The following is a 16,400-nucleotide window of genomic DNA, read 5'->3' on the forward strand; positions in this document are numbered from 1 at the left end:
GCGCTGGCTTACGACGATTTGCCCTTGACCAGGCCGTACACCACCAGCAGGACCACGGCACCCACCACCGAGGCGATCCAGCCGGCCGAGTCGCCCTGCGCATACCAGCCCATGGCCATGCCCACATAGCTGGCCAGGAACGAGCCCGCCACACCGAGCAGCGCGGTCATGATCCAGCCCAGCTTGTCGTCCCCGGGCTTGACGGCGCGGGCAATCAGCCCCACGACCAGACCGACCAGCAACGTTCCCAGTATTGACAGCATGTTTTCCCCTTTGTGACCTTGAGTGTGGATGTAATGACAGCGAGACAGGGCGACTGTATAGAAGGGGCTGGCCACCCCCTGTCGGACAACGCCCCCTGTCCGTGTCACCCGGGGCAAGTGGCGCCAGGAGGCCGGGAGTTCCAGGGCCGCTCACACAGGCAACACCCGAAGCGGTGCGCGTGCTGGGCCTTGGCTCGGCGACCCCAGGTGGCGGCACGGCGGGACGAGGGGCATGCATGGGCCGGGCGCCAAGGCCACGCAGCAGAACCCAGGAGCCCGTTTGCCAGGCCGGTGAAGGGGTGAGAGGCCGATCCGTGGCACCGAAACGGTCTACGAACCCAGCGTTGATCCGCCGCGCGGGCGGGCAAGGGCACTGGCGCAGTGCCCTCCACAGTCCACAGAGGGTTTACTGCGGCTGGGCGGCCTGGGCGCTGTCCATGCCCTCGGACGGCGTGACGCGGCGGGCGCCGTTGAAGCGGCGTGCCCAGTAGGCGAGGCCCATGTCCTCCACGCGGACTTCCGAGCCGCTGCGCGGCGAATGGATGAACTTGTTGTCGCCCACATAGATGCCCACGTGGCTGAAATTGCGGCGCATGGTGTTGAAGAACACCAGGTCGCCCGGCTGCAACTCTTTTTTGTCGATGATCTGGGTGGCGGCGGCCTGCTGGTCAGCACGGCGGGGCAGCAGCAGGCCCACGGTCTGCTCGTACATGGCGCGCACAAAGCCGCTGCAGTCAAAGCCCGTCTCGACGCTGTTGCCGCCGCGCTTATAGGGCACGCCCAGGAAACCCATGGCATTGACCACCAGATCGGACGCCCGGCCGGCCACCGTCTGGGCCTTGTCGGCCACCTTGTGGCTCACGTTTTCCAGCCGCGTGAGCAGGCCTTTGTCGGCGAGCAAACGGTCCATATCGTCAGAATTTGCGGTTTGGGGGGCAGCCTGCGCGGCGGTGGCGCAGGCCAGGAGAAGGATGCAAAACCATCTGGACATGGGGGCGAAGGGTAACACGGTATGGTTACTTACCAAAAATAATCAATTTTGCAAGCCTTTGATTTGATTCAAATAAATCGGTTTTGCTGTCAAAAGGCCCTGCAGGCTAGGGCCATGCGCGCGCCCCAAGGCACCTGGGCCTGCGCCCCTGCGGCGGTTTTGGGTGTAGGCTGGAGCGATGCCTGCCGAGCCGTTTTCTGCCACTGCCACCCCTGGCCCCGCCACCGCGGATACGGCCACGCCGGTGGCGCCGCATCCGTCCCCGCTGGCCCTGCGCCGGGTGGCCATCGACACCTGGCGTGAAAACGTGGCCTACCTGAACCGGGATTGCGCCCTGTACCGGGCCGAGGGTTTTCAGGCGCTGTCCAAGATCGAGGTGCGCGCCAACGGCCGCCGCATCCTGGCCACGGTGAACGTGGTGGACGACCCTGCCATCGTGGCCTGCCACGAGCTGGGCCTGTCGGAGGATGCCTTTGTGCAGCTGGGCGTGGACAACGGCCACACCGTGTCCGTGGCCCAGGCGGAGCCGCCCGAGTCCATGGGCGCGCTGTTCCGCAAGATTGCCAGCGAGCGCCTCACACGCGAGGATTTCGGCGCCATCGTGCGCGACATTGCCGACCACCGCTATTCCAAGATCGAACTCACGGCCTTTGTGGTCGCCTGCCACTGCAATGCGCTGGACCGGGAGGAGGTGTTCTTCCTCACCGACGCCATGGTGGCCAGCGGCCGGCGCCTGGACTGGCATGAACCGCTGGTGGTGGACAAGCACTGCATCGGCGGCATCCCCGGCAACCGCACCACCATGCTGGTCGTGCCCATCGTGGCGGCGCACGGCATGCTGTGCCCCAAGACCTCGTCGCGCGCCATCACCTCGCCCGCCGGCACGGCCGACACCATGGAGGTGCTGGCCAAGGTCGAGCTGCCGCTTGCGCAACTGGCCGACATCGTGCGCGCGCACCGGGGCTGCCTGGCCTGGGGCGGCACGGCCCACCTGTCGCCCGCCGACGATGTGCTGATTTCGGTGGAGCGGCCGCTGTCCATTGACTCGGCCGGGCAGATGGTGGCGTCCATCCTGTCCAAAAAGGTGGCGGCCGGTGCCACGCACCTGGTGCTCGACATTCCCATTGGCCCCACGGCCAAGGTGCGCTCCATGCCCGAGGCACAGCGCCTGCGGCGCCTGTTTGAATATGTGGCGCGGCGCATGGGCCTGTCGCTCGACGTGGTCATCACCGATGGCCGCCAGCCCGTGGGCAATGGCGTGGGCCCAGTGCTGGAGGCACGCGACGTGATGCGCGTGCTGCAGAACGACCCGCGCGCACCCGACGACCTGCGGCAAAAGGCGCTGCGCCTGGCCGGGCGCCTGATCGAGTGCGACCCCGATGTGCGCGGCGGCGACGGCTACGCCATTGCCCGCGACATCCTTGACTCCGGCCGGGCGCTGACCCGCATGAACGCCATCATCGCCGCCCAGGGCAGCACGGGGTTTGACCACAACCATCCGGCGCTGGGGGCCCTCACGCTCGATGTGGTGGCACCCGCCAGCGGCGTGGTGGCGGGCATCGACAACTACCAGATCGCCCGTGTGGCCCGCCTGGCCGGTGCCCCCAAGGTGCCGGGCGCCGGGGTGGACCTGATGTGCAAGCTGGGCGACACCGTGGCGGCGGGCGAGGTGCTGTACCGCGTGCACGCCAGCTACCCAGCCGACCTGGAGTTTGCGCGCCACGCCTGCGGGCAGGACAGCGGCTACCGCCTGGGCACGGCCGATGAGGTGCCCCAGGTGTTTGTGGAGTTCTGACCGTGGCCGCGCCTGAAGCCGCCTGCGTGCTGTATTTCGACGACGAAGCGGCGCCCGCACAGCGCCTGGCACAGGCTGCGGGCCTGGCCGCCCGGGCCATCGAGCGCCACCGTTTCCCCGACGGCGAACTCAAGCTGCGCCTGCCGGTGGACGCTGCAGGCCGCCTGCCGCCCCGCGCCGTGCTGCTGCGCAGCCTGCACCAGCCCAACGAAAAGCTGGTGGAGCTGCTGCTGGCCGCCCGCACCGCCCGCAGCCTGGGGGCGCAACACCTTACATTGGTGGCGCCTTACCTGGCCTACATGCGGCAGGACATGGCCTTCCACCCCGGCGAGGCCGTGAGCCAGCAGGTGGTGGGCGGGTTTCTGGCGGGGTTGTTCGATGCCGTCATCACCGTGGACCCGCACCTGCACCGCATCGACCGGCTGGAGCAGGCCATTGCGGTGCCCCAGGCCGTGGCGCTCAGCGGCGCCGAGCCGCTGGCTGACCTGATTGCAAAGCGGCGCCCCGGCGCGCTGCTGGTGGGGCCGGACGGCGAATCCGCCCAATGGATCGCCCAGGCCGCCGCCCGCCATGGCTTTGACCACGCCGTCTGCACCAAGGTGCGCCATGGCGACCGCGATGTGGCCATCGAACTGCCCGCCCTCAATGCCCGGGGCCGGGCCGTGGTGGTGCTGGACGACATGGCCAGCACCGGCCGCACGCTGGCGCTGGCGGCGCGCTTGCTGCGGCAGGCAGGCGCCGCATCGGTGGATGTGGCCGTGACCCATGCGCTGTTTGCGGGCGATGCGCTGCAGGTGCTGCATGAAGCCGGGGTGGGGGAGGTGTGGAGTACGGACTGCATCCCGCACCCCAGCAACGCGGTGGCCATGGCGGGGCCGTTAGCGCAGGCGCTGCAATCGGTGCTTGGCGCCTGAAAACCCGGGGCACAGGGCTGCGACAATGCGCCATTGCTCCTGACGCTGCTCCCGTACAGCGTTTCAACGAATACAGAAACGATCACACCATGCTGCTTGACGCTACCGAATCCCAACTCGTCCTGGTCGATTACCAGGAACGCCTGATGCCCGCCATCTTTGAAGGCCCTGCCGTGCTGGCCAATGCCCGCCGCCTGGCCGAGATCGCCCGCATGCTGGATGTGCCCGTGTGGGGGACCGAGCAAAACCCCTCGCGCCTGGGCGCCAACGACGCCGCACTGCGCGCCCTGTGCCAGAAAACCTTGGCCAAGATGCATTTCAGCGCCGCCGAGGAAGGCCTGGGCGAATGGCTGCGCCCACCGGCCAAGCCCCAGGGCGGCAATGCGCGCAGCCTGCCCAAGCACCTGCAAAAGCCCGCACCGCTGGCAGCAGAGCGCGGCACCATCGTGATTGCCGGCTGCGAAGCCCATGTCTGCCTGCTGCAAACCGCGCTCGACCTGATCGACGACGAGTTTGAAGTGTGGGTGGTGACCGATGCCTGCGGCTCGCGCACCGAACGCAACCGCGACGCCGCCTTTGACCGCCTGGCCGGCGCAGGCGCCGAGCTGGTGACCACCGAGATGGTGGCGTTTGAATGGCTGGGCAGCTGCGAGCACCCGGCATTCAAGGATGTGCTCGGGCTGATCAAGTAACCGGGGGGTAAAAATGGCTGCTACCGCTTTTCCAGCAAGCGCTAGCAGCTATGAAAAGCATAGTAATTCAGATCAAGCGAGGTAGGGTGTTGCCAGCTTGACCGCCAAGCCCACCAGGGCGCAGGCGCCCAGCAGGGGCAACACGCCCAGCGTGAAGCGGAACAGCGCCACACCGGCCCCGAGAGCGATCAAGGCCGACACCGCATCGAACGGCCCGCCCCAGCCCTGCGGCCACAGCAAGTGCCAGGCAAAAAACAGCGCCAGGTTCAGGATCACGCCCACCACGGCGGCGGTGATGGCCGAGAGCGGTGCGGTGAAGCCGAGCTTGCCGTGGGTGGCCTCCACCAGCGGGCCACCCGCCAGGATGAAGATGAACGAGGGCAAAAAGGTCACGAAGGTCACCACCGCGGCCGCCGCTGCGGCGCCTGCAAACAGCGCGTCCGGCCCCCACACCTGCTGCAGCCAGCCGCCCACGAAGCCCACAAACGCCACCACCATGATGAGCGGCCCAGGCGTGGTCTCGCCCAGCGCCAGGCCGTCGATCATCTGGGGGCCGCTGAGCCACTGGTAGTGGTCCACCGCGCCCTGGTACACATAGGGCAGCACGGCATAGGCGCCGCCAAAGGTCAGCAGCGCCGCCTTGGTGAAGAACCAGCCCATCTGCGTGAGCGTGCCCTGCCAGCCCTGCGTGGCCACCAGCACGGCCATGGCCGCGAGCCACAACGCCAGCCCAGCCGCGAGCACCTTGGCCAGGTGGCTGCGCGAGAAGCGGGCGTGGGCCGGCGTGGGGGTGTGGTCATCGATCAGCGCCGGGCCAAAGCCCTTGTGCGCGGCCGCGTGGCCGCCGCCCAGCGCAAACACCGCCGGCCAGCGCTGCGCACCGAAGTAGCCGATGAGCCCGGCCGCCAGCACGATGGCCGGGAAGGGCGTGTTGAACGCAAAAATCGCCACGAACGACGCAGCGGCAATGCCCCACATCCAGCCGTTTTTGAGCGCGCGCGTACCGATGCGGTGCGCCGCGTGCAGCACCAGCGCCGTCACCGCAGGCTTGATCCCGTAGAAGATGCCGGCCACCACCGGCACATCGCCAAACCGCAGATACACCCACGACAACGCGATCAGGATGAACAGCGAGGGCAGCACAAACAGCGCCCCGGCCACGATGCCGCCCCAGGTGCGGTGCATGAGCCAGCCAATGTAGGTGGCCAGCTGCTGCGCCTCGGGGCCGGGCAGCAGCATGCAGTAGTTGAGGGCGTGTAGAAAACGGTTCTCGCTGATCCAGCGTCGGCGCTCCACCAGCTCGGCATGCATGATGGCAATCTGCCCGGCGGGCCCGCCAAAACTGATGAAGCCGAGCTTGAGCCAGAAAAGAAAGGCTTCGCCAAAGCTAACCGGGGCGGGGGAGGGGGGCGGTGCTGAGTGCATGGCCCCGGAGTGTGCCAGCCGAGCGTGGCGTTCGCGGGAATATCGGTATTCAATAAGCGATGCTGGCTTAGCCAGGGCTGCAAGCCTGGGTGCTGCGTCAGTTTGCCGCAAGCCCGTCATGAATAATTATGAATTCAAAACCTGCTGTCCTGGCAGGGCGAGAGAGATGCCGAGGAGACCCCCGCAATGACCGCACACAGCACCTACGCCGACTTCTACCGCCAGTCCATCGACCACCGCGACGCCTTCTGGAGCGAACAGGCGAAGCTGATCGACTGGCAAACCCCGCCCCAGCAGGTGTGCGACTACAGCAACCCGCCATTTGCCCAATGGTTTGTGGGCGGCACCACCAACCTGTGCCACAACGCGGTCGACCGGCACCTGGCCACGCGCGCCAGCCAGGCGGCGCTGGTGGCCATCTCCACCGAAACCAACACCGAGCGCAGCTACAGCTTTGCCGAGCTGCATGCCGAGGTGCAGCGCATGGCGGCCGTGCTGTTGTCGCTGGGCGTGAAGAAGGGCGACCGCGTGCTCATCTATATGCCCATGATTGCCGAGGCCGCCTTTGCCATGCTGGCCTGTGTGCGCATCGGCGCGCTGCATTCGGTGGTGTTTGGCGGCTTTGCATCGGGCTCGCTGGCCTCGCGCATCGAAGACGCGGAGCCCGTGGCCGTGGTCAGCGCCGATGCAGGCTCGCGCGGTGGCAAGGTGGTGCCCTACAAGCCGCTGCTGGACGAGGCCATTGCGTTGTCCAAGCACAAACCCGCCGCCGTGCTGATGATTAACCGGGGCCTGGCCCCCATGCACCTGCAGCCCGGGCGCGACCACGACTGGGCGCCGCTGCGCGAGCAGCACCTGAACACCGTGGTGCCCTGCGAATGGGTCGAATCCACCCACCCCAGCTACACGCTGTACACCAGCGGCACCACAGGCAAACCCAAGGGCGTGCAGCGCGACACCGGCGGCTATGCCGTGGCGCTGGCCGCCAGCATGAAGCACATCTTCGACGCCAAGCCCGGGGAGGTGTACTTCGCCACCAGCGACATCGGCTGGGTGGTGGGGCACAGCTACATCATCTACGGGCCGCTGCTGGCCGGCATGACCACCATCCTGTACGAGGGCCTGCCGATCCGGCCCGATGCAGGGGTGTGGTGGAGCATCGTGGAGAAGTACCAGGTCACGCACATGTTCTCGGCCCCCACGGCGGTGCGGGTGCTGAAAAAGCAGGACCCTGCCTACCTCACCCAATACAACGTGAAGAGCCTCAAGGCCCTGTGGCTGGCTGGCGAACCGGTGGACGAGCCCACCGCGCGCTGGATTGGCGCGGCGCTGAACATCCCCATCATCGACAACTACTGGCAGACCGAAACCGGCTGGCCCATCCTGGCGGTGGCCAACGGCATCGAGGACAACGCCGCGCGCTGGGGCAGCCCGGGCAAGGCGGTCTATGGTTACCACGTCAAGCTGCTCGACGAGGCCACGGGCGAAGAGCTGACCGGCGCCAACCAGAAGGGCGTGGTCGCCATCGAAGGCCCGCTGCCCCCCGGCTGCATGCAGACCGTGTGGCGCGACGATGCGCGCTTTGTGAACACCTACTGGAAGAGCATCCCCGGCCGCCTGGTCTACAGCACCTTCGACTGGGGCATCCGCGACGCCGACGGCTACCACTTCATCCTGGGCCGCACCGACGACGTGATCAACGTGGCCGGCCACCGCCTGGGCACACGCGAGATCGAGGAAAGCATTGCCTCCCACCCCAACATCGCCGAAGTGGCCGTGGTGGGCGTGGCCGACAGCTTGAAGGGCCAGGTGGCGATGGCGTTTGCCGTGGCGCGCGATGCTTCAGGCCTCACCGATGACGCCGCCCGCCTCCAACTCGAAGGCGAGGTGATGAAGCAGGTGGACAACCAACTCGGCGCCGTGGCCCGGCCATCGCGTGTGCACTTTGTGACCGTGCTGCCCAAGACCCGCAGCGGCAAGCTGCTGCGCCGCGCCCTGCAGGCCGTGGCCGAGCGGCGCGATCCGGGGGATCTGACGACGATGGAAGACCCGGCTGCGCTGCAGCAGGTGAAGGAACTGGTGGGGTGACTTTGATGGAGGTTGAGAGGGCAAAACCTTGTCAGCCCCCAGCACCAAAGGTATAAAAATAATAGCTACCAGGGCTATGTAGGCGGTCGCCAGGCGCTTCTCTTCATGGCAATGTAAGTGCTTCAGACTAGGTGCATCAGACGCTCCGTCCACCAATCCGTTCGGGCTGAACTTGTCGAAGCCGGGGTGCTTCTTGCTCGCAGCCTTTTGGCAGGCTTGGGACGAAAGGGGCGATCTGAGGCAAGTCCCTCGTCAGGCTGCTTTTCAAGACTCACACTGGCCGGTTGCGCTGCCACCCCGCCGGCGGCTGCCACCCCGGCGTCCAGCCAATGAAGTCGTCCAGCGGCATGGGCCGGGCGATGCAGTAGCCCTGGGCCTGGGTGCAACCTAGTTGCAGCAGCATCTGCCCTTGCTCGACGGTTTCCACGCCCTCGGCGATCACGCGGTAGCCGAAGGAGCGGGCCAGGCCGATCACGCCCTGCACGATGGCCAGGTCGCCGGGGTCGCCCATCATGCCGTGCACAAAGCTCTGGTCGATCTTGAGCGTGTCCATGGGCAGGCGGCGCAGGTAGGTGAGGGACGAGTAGCCGGTGCCAAAGTCGTCCAGCGACACAGCAACGCCCATGGCGCGCAGTTCGGTGAGCGTGGTGGCTGCGGCCGCCAGATCGTAGAGCGCGGCGCTTTCGGTGATCTCGATCTCCACCAGGTGCGTGGGCACCTTGGGGTGGCGCGCCAGGCATTGGGCCATCCAGCTGGCAAAACCGGGTTGCTGCAGGTGCTGCGCGGCGATGTTGATGCTCAGCGGCATGGGCAGGCCCCGGTCCTGCAATTGCTCCAGCACCGTGAGCGCGGCGTCGGCCACCCATTCGCCAAAACTGATCTCCAGCTCGGTGCCCTGCAGCAGCGGCAGGAATTCGCCGGGGGGCACCAGGCCGCGTTCGGGGTGCTGCCAGCGCGAAAGCACTTCGGCACCCACCACGGTGCCACTGCGCATGTCCACCTTGGGCTGCAGGTACAGCGTGAACTGGGCGTCGGCCAGGGCGTCGCGCAGGTGGCGGCCTTGGGCGCGTCGCAGTTGCACGGCGCGCTCCTGGGCGGCGTCGAACTGGTGAAAGCGGTTGCGCCCGGCCTGTTTGGCGGCGTACATGGCCTGGTCGGCGTGGCGCAGCAGGGTGTCGGCATCGGCGTCGTCCTGCGGGAACACGGTGTAGCCGATGCTGGCCGTGACCACCACGCGCTCGGCGTCCAGCGTGTAGGGGGCCGAGACGCTTTCCATCACGCGTTCGAGCAGGTGTTCGCAGTCGCTGGCGGACTCCAGCCCGGGCATGAGGATCACGAACTCATCGCCCCCCAGGCGGGCCACGCAGTCGCTGGGCCGCAGTGCGCGGGTAAGGCGGCCCGCCACCACCACCAGCAGGCGGTCGCCCGCACCATGGCCCAGGCGGTCGTTCACGGGCTTGAAACCGTCGAGGTCGAGGTAGGCCACCCCCAGCTGCGTGCCGTTCTCGCGTGCATGGCCCATGCTTTCCTGCAGCTTGCGGGCCAGCAGCACGCGGTTGGGCAGGCCGGTGAGGGCGTCGTACAAGGCCAGCCGCTGCAGCATGACCTCTTGCTCGCGCTGGGGCGTTACATCAATGGCCACGCCCAGCATGCGGGCGGGGCGCCCTTGGCTGTCAAAGCCCACGATCTTGCCCAGGTTGCGCACCCAGCGTGTGGCGTCGCCGGGCCGATTCACACGCCAGGTGGCGTCGAAGGGGGTGCCGGGGTGGGCCGTGTGGCGCGCCAGTTCGGCGTTGATGCGGTCGATGTCGTCGGGCGCGATGGCGGCGGTCCACTGCACCGCCGGCCGTGGCTCGCTGCCCAGGGCGCTCAGGGTGTCCAGGCCCCGCATGGTGCGCCAGCGGCTGTCGCCCGTGACGACGCCGGTCTGCAGGTTCCAGTCCCACCGCCCCAACGAAGCCGCCGAGATGGTGAGCGAGAGCAGCTCTTCCCGTTCACGCACCTGCTCTTCTTCGTGCTTGCGGTCGGTGATGTCGTGCACCGAAAACAGCCAGCAGGACTCTCCGCCGAACTCCGTGGCCCGCATGGACTGCAGCACCGTGCGCGCAGGGGCGTTGCGCACCTGAATCCGCAGTTCATGGCTATTGACATGGTTGTTCTGGGCCACGGCCTCCATCAGGTGCTGGCGGTCTTCCTGGGTGAACAGGCCCAATTCGATGGCGGTGCGGCCAATGGCTTCCTCGCGCGGGATGCCCATCATCTCCACCCAGGCGGGGTTGACCTCGACATAACGGCCATCGTGGCGCAGCGACAGGCCCATGGGGTAGGGGGCGAGGTGGAAGATGCCTGAGAAGCGCTCTTCCGACTGGTGCAGGCGCTGTTCGGCGCGCTTGGCTTCGTCAATGTCCTGCATCACGCCGCGCACCTTGACGACGCGGTCGTTCTCGATCAGGGGTTCGCCGCGTGCCCGCACCCACAGCAGGTGGCCGTCGGTGTGGATCACTTCCATCTCCATGCTCCACGCGGTGCGCGAACGCAGGCTCTGGCGGAACTTCTCGCGCAGCGCCTCGCGGTAGGCGGGGGCGACATGGCGGTCGATGTAGTCGCTGGGCGGCGGCTGGCTCGGGTCCAGGCCATGGATGTCGAAGCACATCTCCGACCAGTAGGTCAGGCCCTTTCCGTGCTCGTCCTCCCAGGCGCCCAGGCGGGCCAGCCGGCCGGCCTGCTGCAGCTGGTTGTAGAGCGCCCGGAGTTCGTCGCTGGTGCGTTGGGCTTCGGTCATGTCGTGGAAGACGAAGACAAAGCAGTTTTCGCCATCCACAAGCACGGAGCGTGCCGACATCAGGCCCGGAATGCGCACCCCGTTGCTCTGGGCCACCAGGGGCAGGCGGTCCACCTTGCCTTCACGGCGGAAGGTGTCGACCAGGCGTGTGCGTTCCTGCTCGCTGGCCCAGATGCTGAGTTCGGTGGACGTGCGGCCGATGACCTCCTCGCGCGAACGGCCCAGCACCTCGCAAAAGGCTGGGTTCACGTCCACATAGCGGCCGTCCGAGATGCGCGAGATGCCCGCCGGGTCGGGCAGCGTCTGGTAGAAGGTGGTGTACTTGGCCTCGGAGCTGCGCAGCGCGTCCTCGACCTCGCGGTGCGCCGTGATGTCCACGTCCATGCCGATCATGCTCACGGGGCGGCCCAGGGCGTCGCGCCGTGCCACCGTACCGCGCGACATGACCCAGCGCCAGCGGCCCGTCAGGTCCATCACCCGGAACTCGGCCTCGTAGCTTTCCTCTTGCCCGTCCATGGCCCGCGCCAGCCGTGCGGCGTTGCGTTCGGCATCCACCGGGTGGCGCCGGGCATACCAGCGCGCCCACAGGTCCGGGGCGCTCGCATCGGCGCGGGTAACGCCATAGGCCTCGTAGAAGCTGCCGTCACAGCGGAACTGGCGCGTCTGCACGTCCCATTCCCAGCGCCCACCACCCAATGAATCCAGTGCCAGGCGCAACTGTTGTTCGCGCTCTTCTAACGTGCGGTGGGCCCGCTCGAGCGCCATCACCGACTGCGCCTTGCCCACCAGCAACTGCCGCCCCGTGCCCAGGATCAGGATGCCGGCACCGTGGTACCAGGGCAGCTGCGCAAGCCACTCCAGGGCCGACGCCGGAACGGGGAGTGCGCCGCCTGCCATGAGGCACAGCGTCACGGCGGGCGGCAGCGTCAGCGCCAAGCCCGCCATGGCCAGCCACGGGCTGCGGCCCTGGCGGGCATCGGCCTTGCGCCACAGCGCGCCCAATGCGCCCGCCCCCAACAGAACGGCCAGCGCGGCCAGCCACGCGCCGTCATCGCACACCACAAGGGCCAGGAAGGCCATGGCTGCCGTGATCAGGGCGGCCAGTGGCCCGAAGTACATGGCCATGAACGCCGTGGCTGTGGGGTAGGCCACGACCCCCAGCTCGGGCGCATTCCAGCGCAGCACCACCAGCACCAGGGCCGACACCACGCCCCCGGTCACGCCGGTCAGCACCTGGGTGCGGCGCGAGGGGTGCAGGATTTCAGTCGGCTGCAGGTGCGCCAGCACCAGCACCAGCAGAAGCAGCAGTCCGCCCGCAAGCAGCGCGTTATGTGCCATGGTGAAAGGCCCGCGCCCCGCAGGGCAGAAGCGATAGGTTTGGCCGGCCCGGCAGGCAAGGGCTCAGCCCCCCGGGCCGGGGTGGCAGACGCGCCCCCAACCCGGTGTCTTGCCACGGTGGACTCGTGGCGTGTGAGCAAGAACCCGGCACAGAAACCATGCACCGAGTTTAGGCCTGTTCTGCAGCGGCGAAAGCCGTGCGGCCCGTCCTGATAAGCCCGGTTGACAACAATGTGCACGCACGATGGCGGGGCCGCAGCCCCCTCCTGGGCCGGACGCGCCCGCCACCCTGGCGCACCAGGTCCAGGGCCGAATTTGGGCGCCCTTGCGGATCGCAAAGAACGAAGCGCCCGGAGCAGGCCGGCGCAATGAATTCAACGATGCCGGTGCATGGAGGCCAGGGCGGGCGGGGCTGGTTTCAGCGCCTGCTCCAGCGCCAGCAGCGCGGCCTTGCGCGGGAGGCCGCCCGCGTAGCCGGTCAGGCTGCCATCGGCGCCCAGCACACGGTGGCAGGGCACGATCACGCTCAGCGGGTTACGCCCCACGGCCGCCCCCACGGCCCGCACGGCGCGGGGCCGGCCCAGTTGCTGGCTGAGGTGGCCATAGGTGCTGGTGCCGCCCCGCCCAATGGCCAGCAAGGCCTGCCAGACCTCTTGCTGGAACGGTGTGCCGCCCGAGAGGTCCAGCGGCAGGTCAAAGCCGGCGCGTTCGCCGCGCAGGTATCGCTGCAACTGGCCGGTGGCCTCTTGCAAAAGCGCGTGGTCGCTGGCCTCGGCCCAGGCGCTGTCGCCATGCAGTTGGTGGCTGGGTTCGTGGCGCTGGCCTTCGAACCAGACGCCGCACAGGCCGGCGGGCGAGGCGGCCAGGCGCACCGGCCCAAGGGCCGTGTCCGCGCGGGCCTGCACGGTGTGGGGGTGGTATTGCATGGTGGGCTCGTTTTTAGAGGGTGTAAGTTAAAACAGGCTGTAGCGCCCTATAGGAAAGCGCTAGCAGCTATTGTTTTGATAGTGATTGCGCCAGCACAGCCCAGGCGCGCAGCACCGCATAGCTGCGCCAGGGGCGCCAGGCCTCGGATGCAGCGGCGGCCGCGCGCGCCGGGTTCTTCTGGCCCTGCACACCCAGCGCCTTGTGCAGCGCCACATCGCCGGCCGGGAAGGCATCGGGCCAGCGCAGCACCCGCATGGCGATGTACTGGGCCGTCCAGTCGCCGATGCCGGGCAGCGCGCACAGCGCGGCCGTGGTGGTGGGCACGTCGGCCCCGGCATGCAGGGCCAGGTTGCCGCTGTCCACCGCACGCGCCAGTGCCACGATGGCCGCCTGGCGCTGGCGCACGATGCCCAGCTGGCCCAGCGTGTCGCCATCGGCCACGGCCAGCGTGGCGGCGGTGGGGAACAGGCGGCCCAGCTCGGGCCAGGGCGTTTCGATGGGCTCGCCCAGGCGCTCCACCAGCCGCTGGCCCAGCGTGCGCGCAGCCGCCACGGTGATTTGCTGGCCCAGCACGGCGCGCACCGCCAGCTCAAAGCCGTCGAAGGCGCCGGGCACGCGAAGGCCGTCGCCTTCGGGGAAGGATGGGTGCAGCACGGCGTTGATGGCGGCCGGGTCGGCGTCCAGGTCCAGCATGGCACGCACGCGGCGGATGACCAGCGGCAGTACGGGGTACAGGCTGTCGCTGGTCTGTAGCAGCACCTGGTGGCGCGCCACGTCAAAGCGCGCACTGAACCAGCCGGTCGTTTCCTGGCCGAGGCCCGTGCTGGCGGCGGGCAAACGCACGGTGCGCCGCAGCGTGGCCTCTTGGGGAAGCACCCATTCGACGCCATGGAACTGCCGCCGCTCGAAGAACGCCAGCAGCGCCGCCACATCAAACGGCGGCCGCCAGGCCAGGCGCAGCGCGGTGCCATGGCCCTCGGCAGCCCCCGGCGTGGCCGGGGTCGCGCGGCTGCGCCGCAACTGCGTGGGGTTGAGCCCGTAGTGCCCCGCAAACGCCGCATTGAACCGCCGCACGCTCGCAAAGCCGCTGGCCAGCGCCACCTGCGTGACGGGCATGCGCGTGTCGGTGAGCAGCTGTTTGGCCGTGAGCAGGCGGCGGGTCTGCAGGTATTGCAGGGGCGAGACGCCCAGGGCCGCCTCGAAGATGCGGCGCAGGTGGCGGTCGCTCACGCCCAGGCGCTCGGCCAGGCGGGCCACGGTGGCGCTGCCTTCACCCGGTGCGGGCGGTGTGGGCCAGAGGTCGGGCGCATCCAGCAGGCGCACGGCCTGCTGCACCAGGATGCTGCTCGCGTCCTGCACCGACCACACCAGCGCCTGGGGCGCCAACTCGGGCCGGCAGCGCAGGCAGGGGCGAAAGCCCGCATGTTCGGCCTGCGCGGCCAGCGCAAAGAAGCGGCAGTTCTCGCGCCGGGGCGTGCGCACGGCACACACGGGGCGGCAGTAGATGCCGGTGGAGGTCACGCCGGTGAAGAAATGCCCGTCGAAACGCGCATCCCGCGCCAGCAGGGCCAGGTAGCGGCCTTCGTCCGAGGCGGGGTCGGCGCTGGCGGCGGGCGGTGGGGTGGTCGAGGTCATGGGCCGGATCATAGGGATCGGCATCGCTTGCACTGGCCGTTTTCGGACATGTGCCTGCGGGCGCTCCGGGCATCGGGCCGGGCAGGGGCCCCGCCTACAATGCAGCCGGCTCTTCAACACCCTTCGCTAAAGGTCTTTCGACGTGCAACCGACGCCCGCCATTTTCAAAGCCTACGACATCCGTGGCATCGTGCCTTCCACCCTGAATGAAGAAGTCGCCCTGGGCCTGGGCCGGGCCTTTGGCACCGCCGCCCGCGCCGAGGGGCAGACCACGGTGGCCGTGGGGCGCGACGGGCGCCTGTCGGGCCCTGCGATGTCGGGGGCGCTGATTCAGGGGCTGGTGGAGGCAGGCATCGAGGTCATCGACGTGGGCCTGGTCACCACGCCGCTCTTGTACTTTGCGGCCAGCACGCTGTGCAACAGCGGCATCCAGGTCACGGGCAGCCACAACCCCAAGGACTACAACGGCTTCAAGATGGTGCTGAACGGCCGCGCCATCTATGGCGAGGAGATCCAGGGCCTGCGCCGCACCATGGAGCAGGAGAGCTGGCAACTGGCGCCCGGCGGCTCGGTGCGCCATGTGGATGTGCTGCCCACCTACCGCGAACGCATCGTGGGCGATGTGAAGCTGGCCCGCCCCATGAAGATCGTGGTGGACTGTGGCAACGGCATTGCGGGCGCCTCGGCCCCCGCCATCTTCCGGGCACTGGGCTGCGAAGTGATCGAGCTGTTCTCCGAGGTGGACGGCAACTTCCCCAACCACCACCCCGACCCGAGCAAACCCGAGAACCTGCGCGACCTGATCGAAGCCCTGAAGGCCAGCGACGCCGAGCTGGGCCTGGCGTTTGACGGCGACGGCGACCGCTTGGGGATAGTGACCAAGGACGGCACCAACATCTTCCCCGACCGCCAGATGATGCTGTTTGCGCAGGACGTGCTCTCGCGCGTGCCCGGCGGCGAGATCATCTTCGACGTGAAGTGCACCCAGCGCCTGGCGCCCGCGATTGCAGAAGCAGGCGGCGTGCCGGTGATGTTCAAGACCGGCCACTCGCTCATCAAGGCCCGGATGAAAGAGACCAACTCCCCACTGGGCGGCGAGATGAGCGGCCACATCTTCTTCAAGGAGCGCTGGTACGGTTTTGACGACGGCACTTATGCGGGCTGCCGCCTGCTGGAGATTTTGAGCCAATCCGCAGACCCCAGCGCCGTGCTCAACGCACTGCCCACCAGCTTTTCCACGCCCGAACTCAACGTGTCGTGCGCCGAGGGCGAACCCCACCGCCTCACGGCCGAGCTGCAGGCCCTGGCCGCAGGCCAGTTTGCCGCGCCCGCCACGGTGAGCACCATCGACGGCTTGCGTGTGGACTGGCCCGACGGTTTTGGCCTGATCCGCGCGAGCAACACCACGCCCGTGCTCGTGCTGCGCTTTGAAGGCCACACCCCCGAGGCGCTGGCGCGCATCGAGGCCGCCATGCTGGCGCTGCTGCACCGGGTCAAACCCGACGCCCATGTGGGCGCGGCCAGCCACTGAGCGCCCCTCGACAAGCCTT

The 16,400-nt window shown here is 68.3% G+C and carries 11 protein-coding genes; 5 read left to right on the forward strand and 6 right to left on the reverse strand.

Annotation, left to right across the window (positions count from 1 at the left end):
* Positions 1-8: 8 nt before the first annotated feature.
* On the reverse strand, positions 9-263 hold the full coding sequence (locus tag DBV10_RS03155; protein ID WP_124510561.1) for a GlsB/YeaQ/YmgE family stress response membrane protein: 255 nt from the start codon (positions 261-263) through the stop codon (positions 9-11).
* A gap of 406 nt (positions 264-669) precedes the next feature.
* The gene (locus tag DBV10_RS03160; protein ID WP_124510563.1) at positions 670-1,254 is read right to left on the reverse strand and encodes a C40 family peptidase; all 585 of its coding nucleotides are present in this window, start codon (positions 1,252-1,254) and stop codon (positions 670-672) included.
* Positions 1,255-1,519: 265 nt separating this feature from the next.
* Here DBV10_RS03160 and DBV10_RS03165 point away from each other — a divergent pair, with 265 nt between their 5' ends.
* The 3 genes from DBV10_RS03165 to DBV10_RS03175 all read left to right on the forward strand — a co-directional run bounded on the left by DBV10_RS03165 (position 1,520) and on the right by DBV10_RS03175 (position 4,655).
* Positions 1,520-3,049, forward strand: a complete 1,530-nt coding sequence (locus DBV10_RS03165) for a thymidine phosphorylase family protein (protein WP_124510603.1) — start codon at positions 1,520-1,522, stop codon at positions 3,047-3,049.
* Positions 3,050-3,051: 2 nt separating this feature from the next.
* A complete protein-coding gene (locus tag DBV10_RS03170; RefSeq protein WP_124510565.1) occupies positions 3,052-3,963 on the forward strand; it encodes a ribose-phosphate diphosphokinase in 912 nt (303 codons plus the stop codon).
* Between the two features lie 89 nt (positions 3,964-4,052).
* On the forward strand, positions 4,053-4,655 hold the full coding sequence (locus DBV10_RS03175; protein ID WP_063460222.1) for an isochorismatase family protein: 603 nt from the start codon (positions 4,053-4,055) through the stop codon (positions 4,653-4,655).
* Positions 4,656-4,727: 72 nt separating this feature from the next.
* On the opposite strand, the gene chrA is transcribed toward DBV10_RS03175, so the two are convergent.
* Positions 4,728-6,080: a chromate efflux transporter gene (gene chrA / locus DBV10_RS03180; RefSeq protein WP_124510567.1), complete on the reverse strand. Its 1,353-nt coding sequence runs from the start codon at positions 6,078-6,080 to the stop codon at positions 4,728-4,730.
* Positions 6,081-6,266: 186 nt separating this feature from the next.
* Here chrA and DBV10_RS03185 point away from each other — a divergent pair, with 186 nt between their 5' ends.
* Positions 6,267-8,168 (forward strand): propionate--CoA ligase, encoded by a 1,902-nt coding sequence (locus DBV10_RS03185; protein WP_124510569.1) that lies wholly within the window; start codon positions 6,267-6,269, stop codon positions 8,166-8,168.
* A 271-nt stretch (positions 8,169-8,439) separates the two neighbouring features.
* Here DBV10_RS03185 and DBV10_RS03190 read toward each other — a convergent pair whose 3' ends face one another.
* The 3 genes from DBV10_RS03190 to DBV10_RS03200 form a co-directional block, all read right to left on the reverse strand.
* A complete protein-coding gene (locus DBV10_RS03190) occupies positions 8,440-12,288 on the reverse strand; it encodes an EAL domain-containing protein (protein WP_124510571.1) in 3,849 nt (1,282 codons plus the stop codon).
* A 374-nt stretch (positions 12,289-12,662) separates the two neighbouring features.
* Positions 12,663-13,214, reverse strand: coding sequence for a methylated-DNA--[protein]-cysteine S-methyltransferase (locus DBV10_RS03195; protein WP_124510573.1), 552 nt, complete (start codon positions 13,212-13,214; stop codon positions 12,663-12,665).
* Between the two features lie 67 nt (positions 13,215-13,281).
* The gene (locus tag DBV10_RS03200) at positions 13,282-14,862 is read right to left on the reverse strand and encodes a DNA-3-methyladenine glycosylase 2 family protein (RefSeq protein WP_370451089.1); all 1,581 of its coding nucleotides are present in this window, start codon (positions 14,860-14,862) and stop codon (positions 13,282-13,284) included.
* Between the two features lie 130 nt (positions 14,863-14,992).
* Here DBV10_RS03200 and DBV10_RS03205 point away from each other — a divergent pair, with 130 nt between their 5' ends.
* The gene (locus DBV10_RS03205; RefSeq protein WP_124510577.1) at positions 14,993-16,381 is read left to right on the forward strand and encodes a phosphomannomutase/phosphoglucomutase; all 1,389 of its coding nucleotides are present in this window, start codon (positions 14,993-14,995) and stop codon (positions 16,379-16,381) included.
* The last annotated feature ends 19 nt before the right edge of the window (positions 16,382-16,400 follow it).

Source organism: Acidovorax sp. FJL06 (assembly GCF_003852545.1).
Classification (GTDB): domain Bacteria; phylum Pseudomonadota; class Gammaproteobacteria; order Burkholderiales; family Burkholderiaceae_C; genus Acidovorax.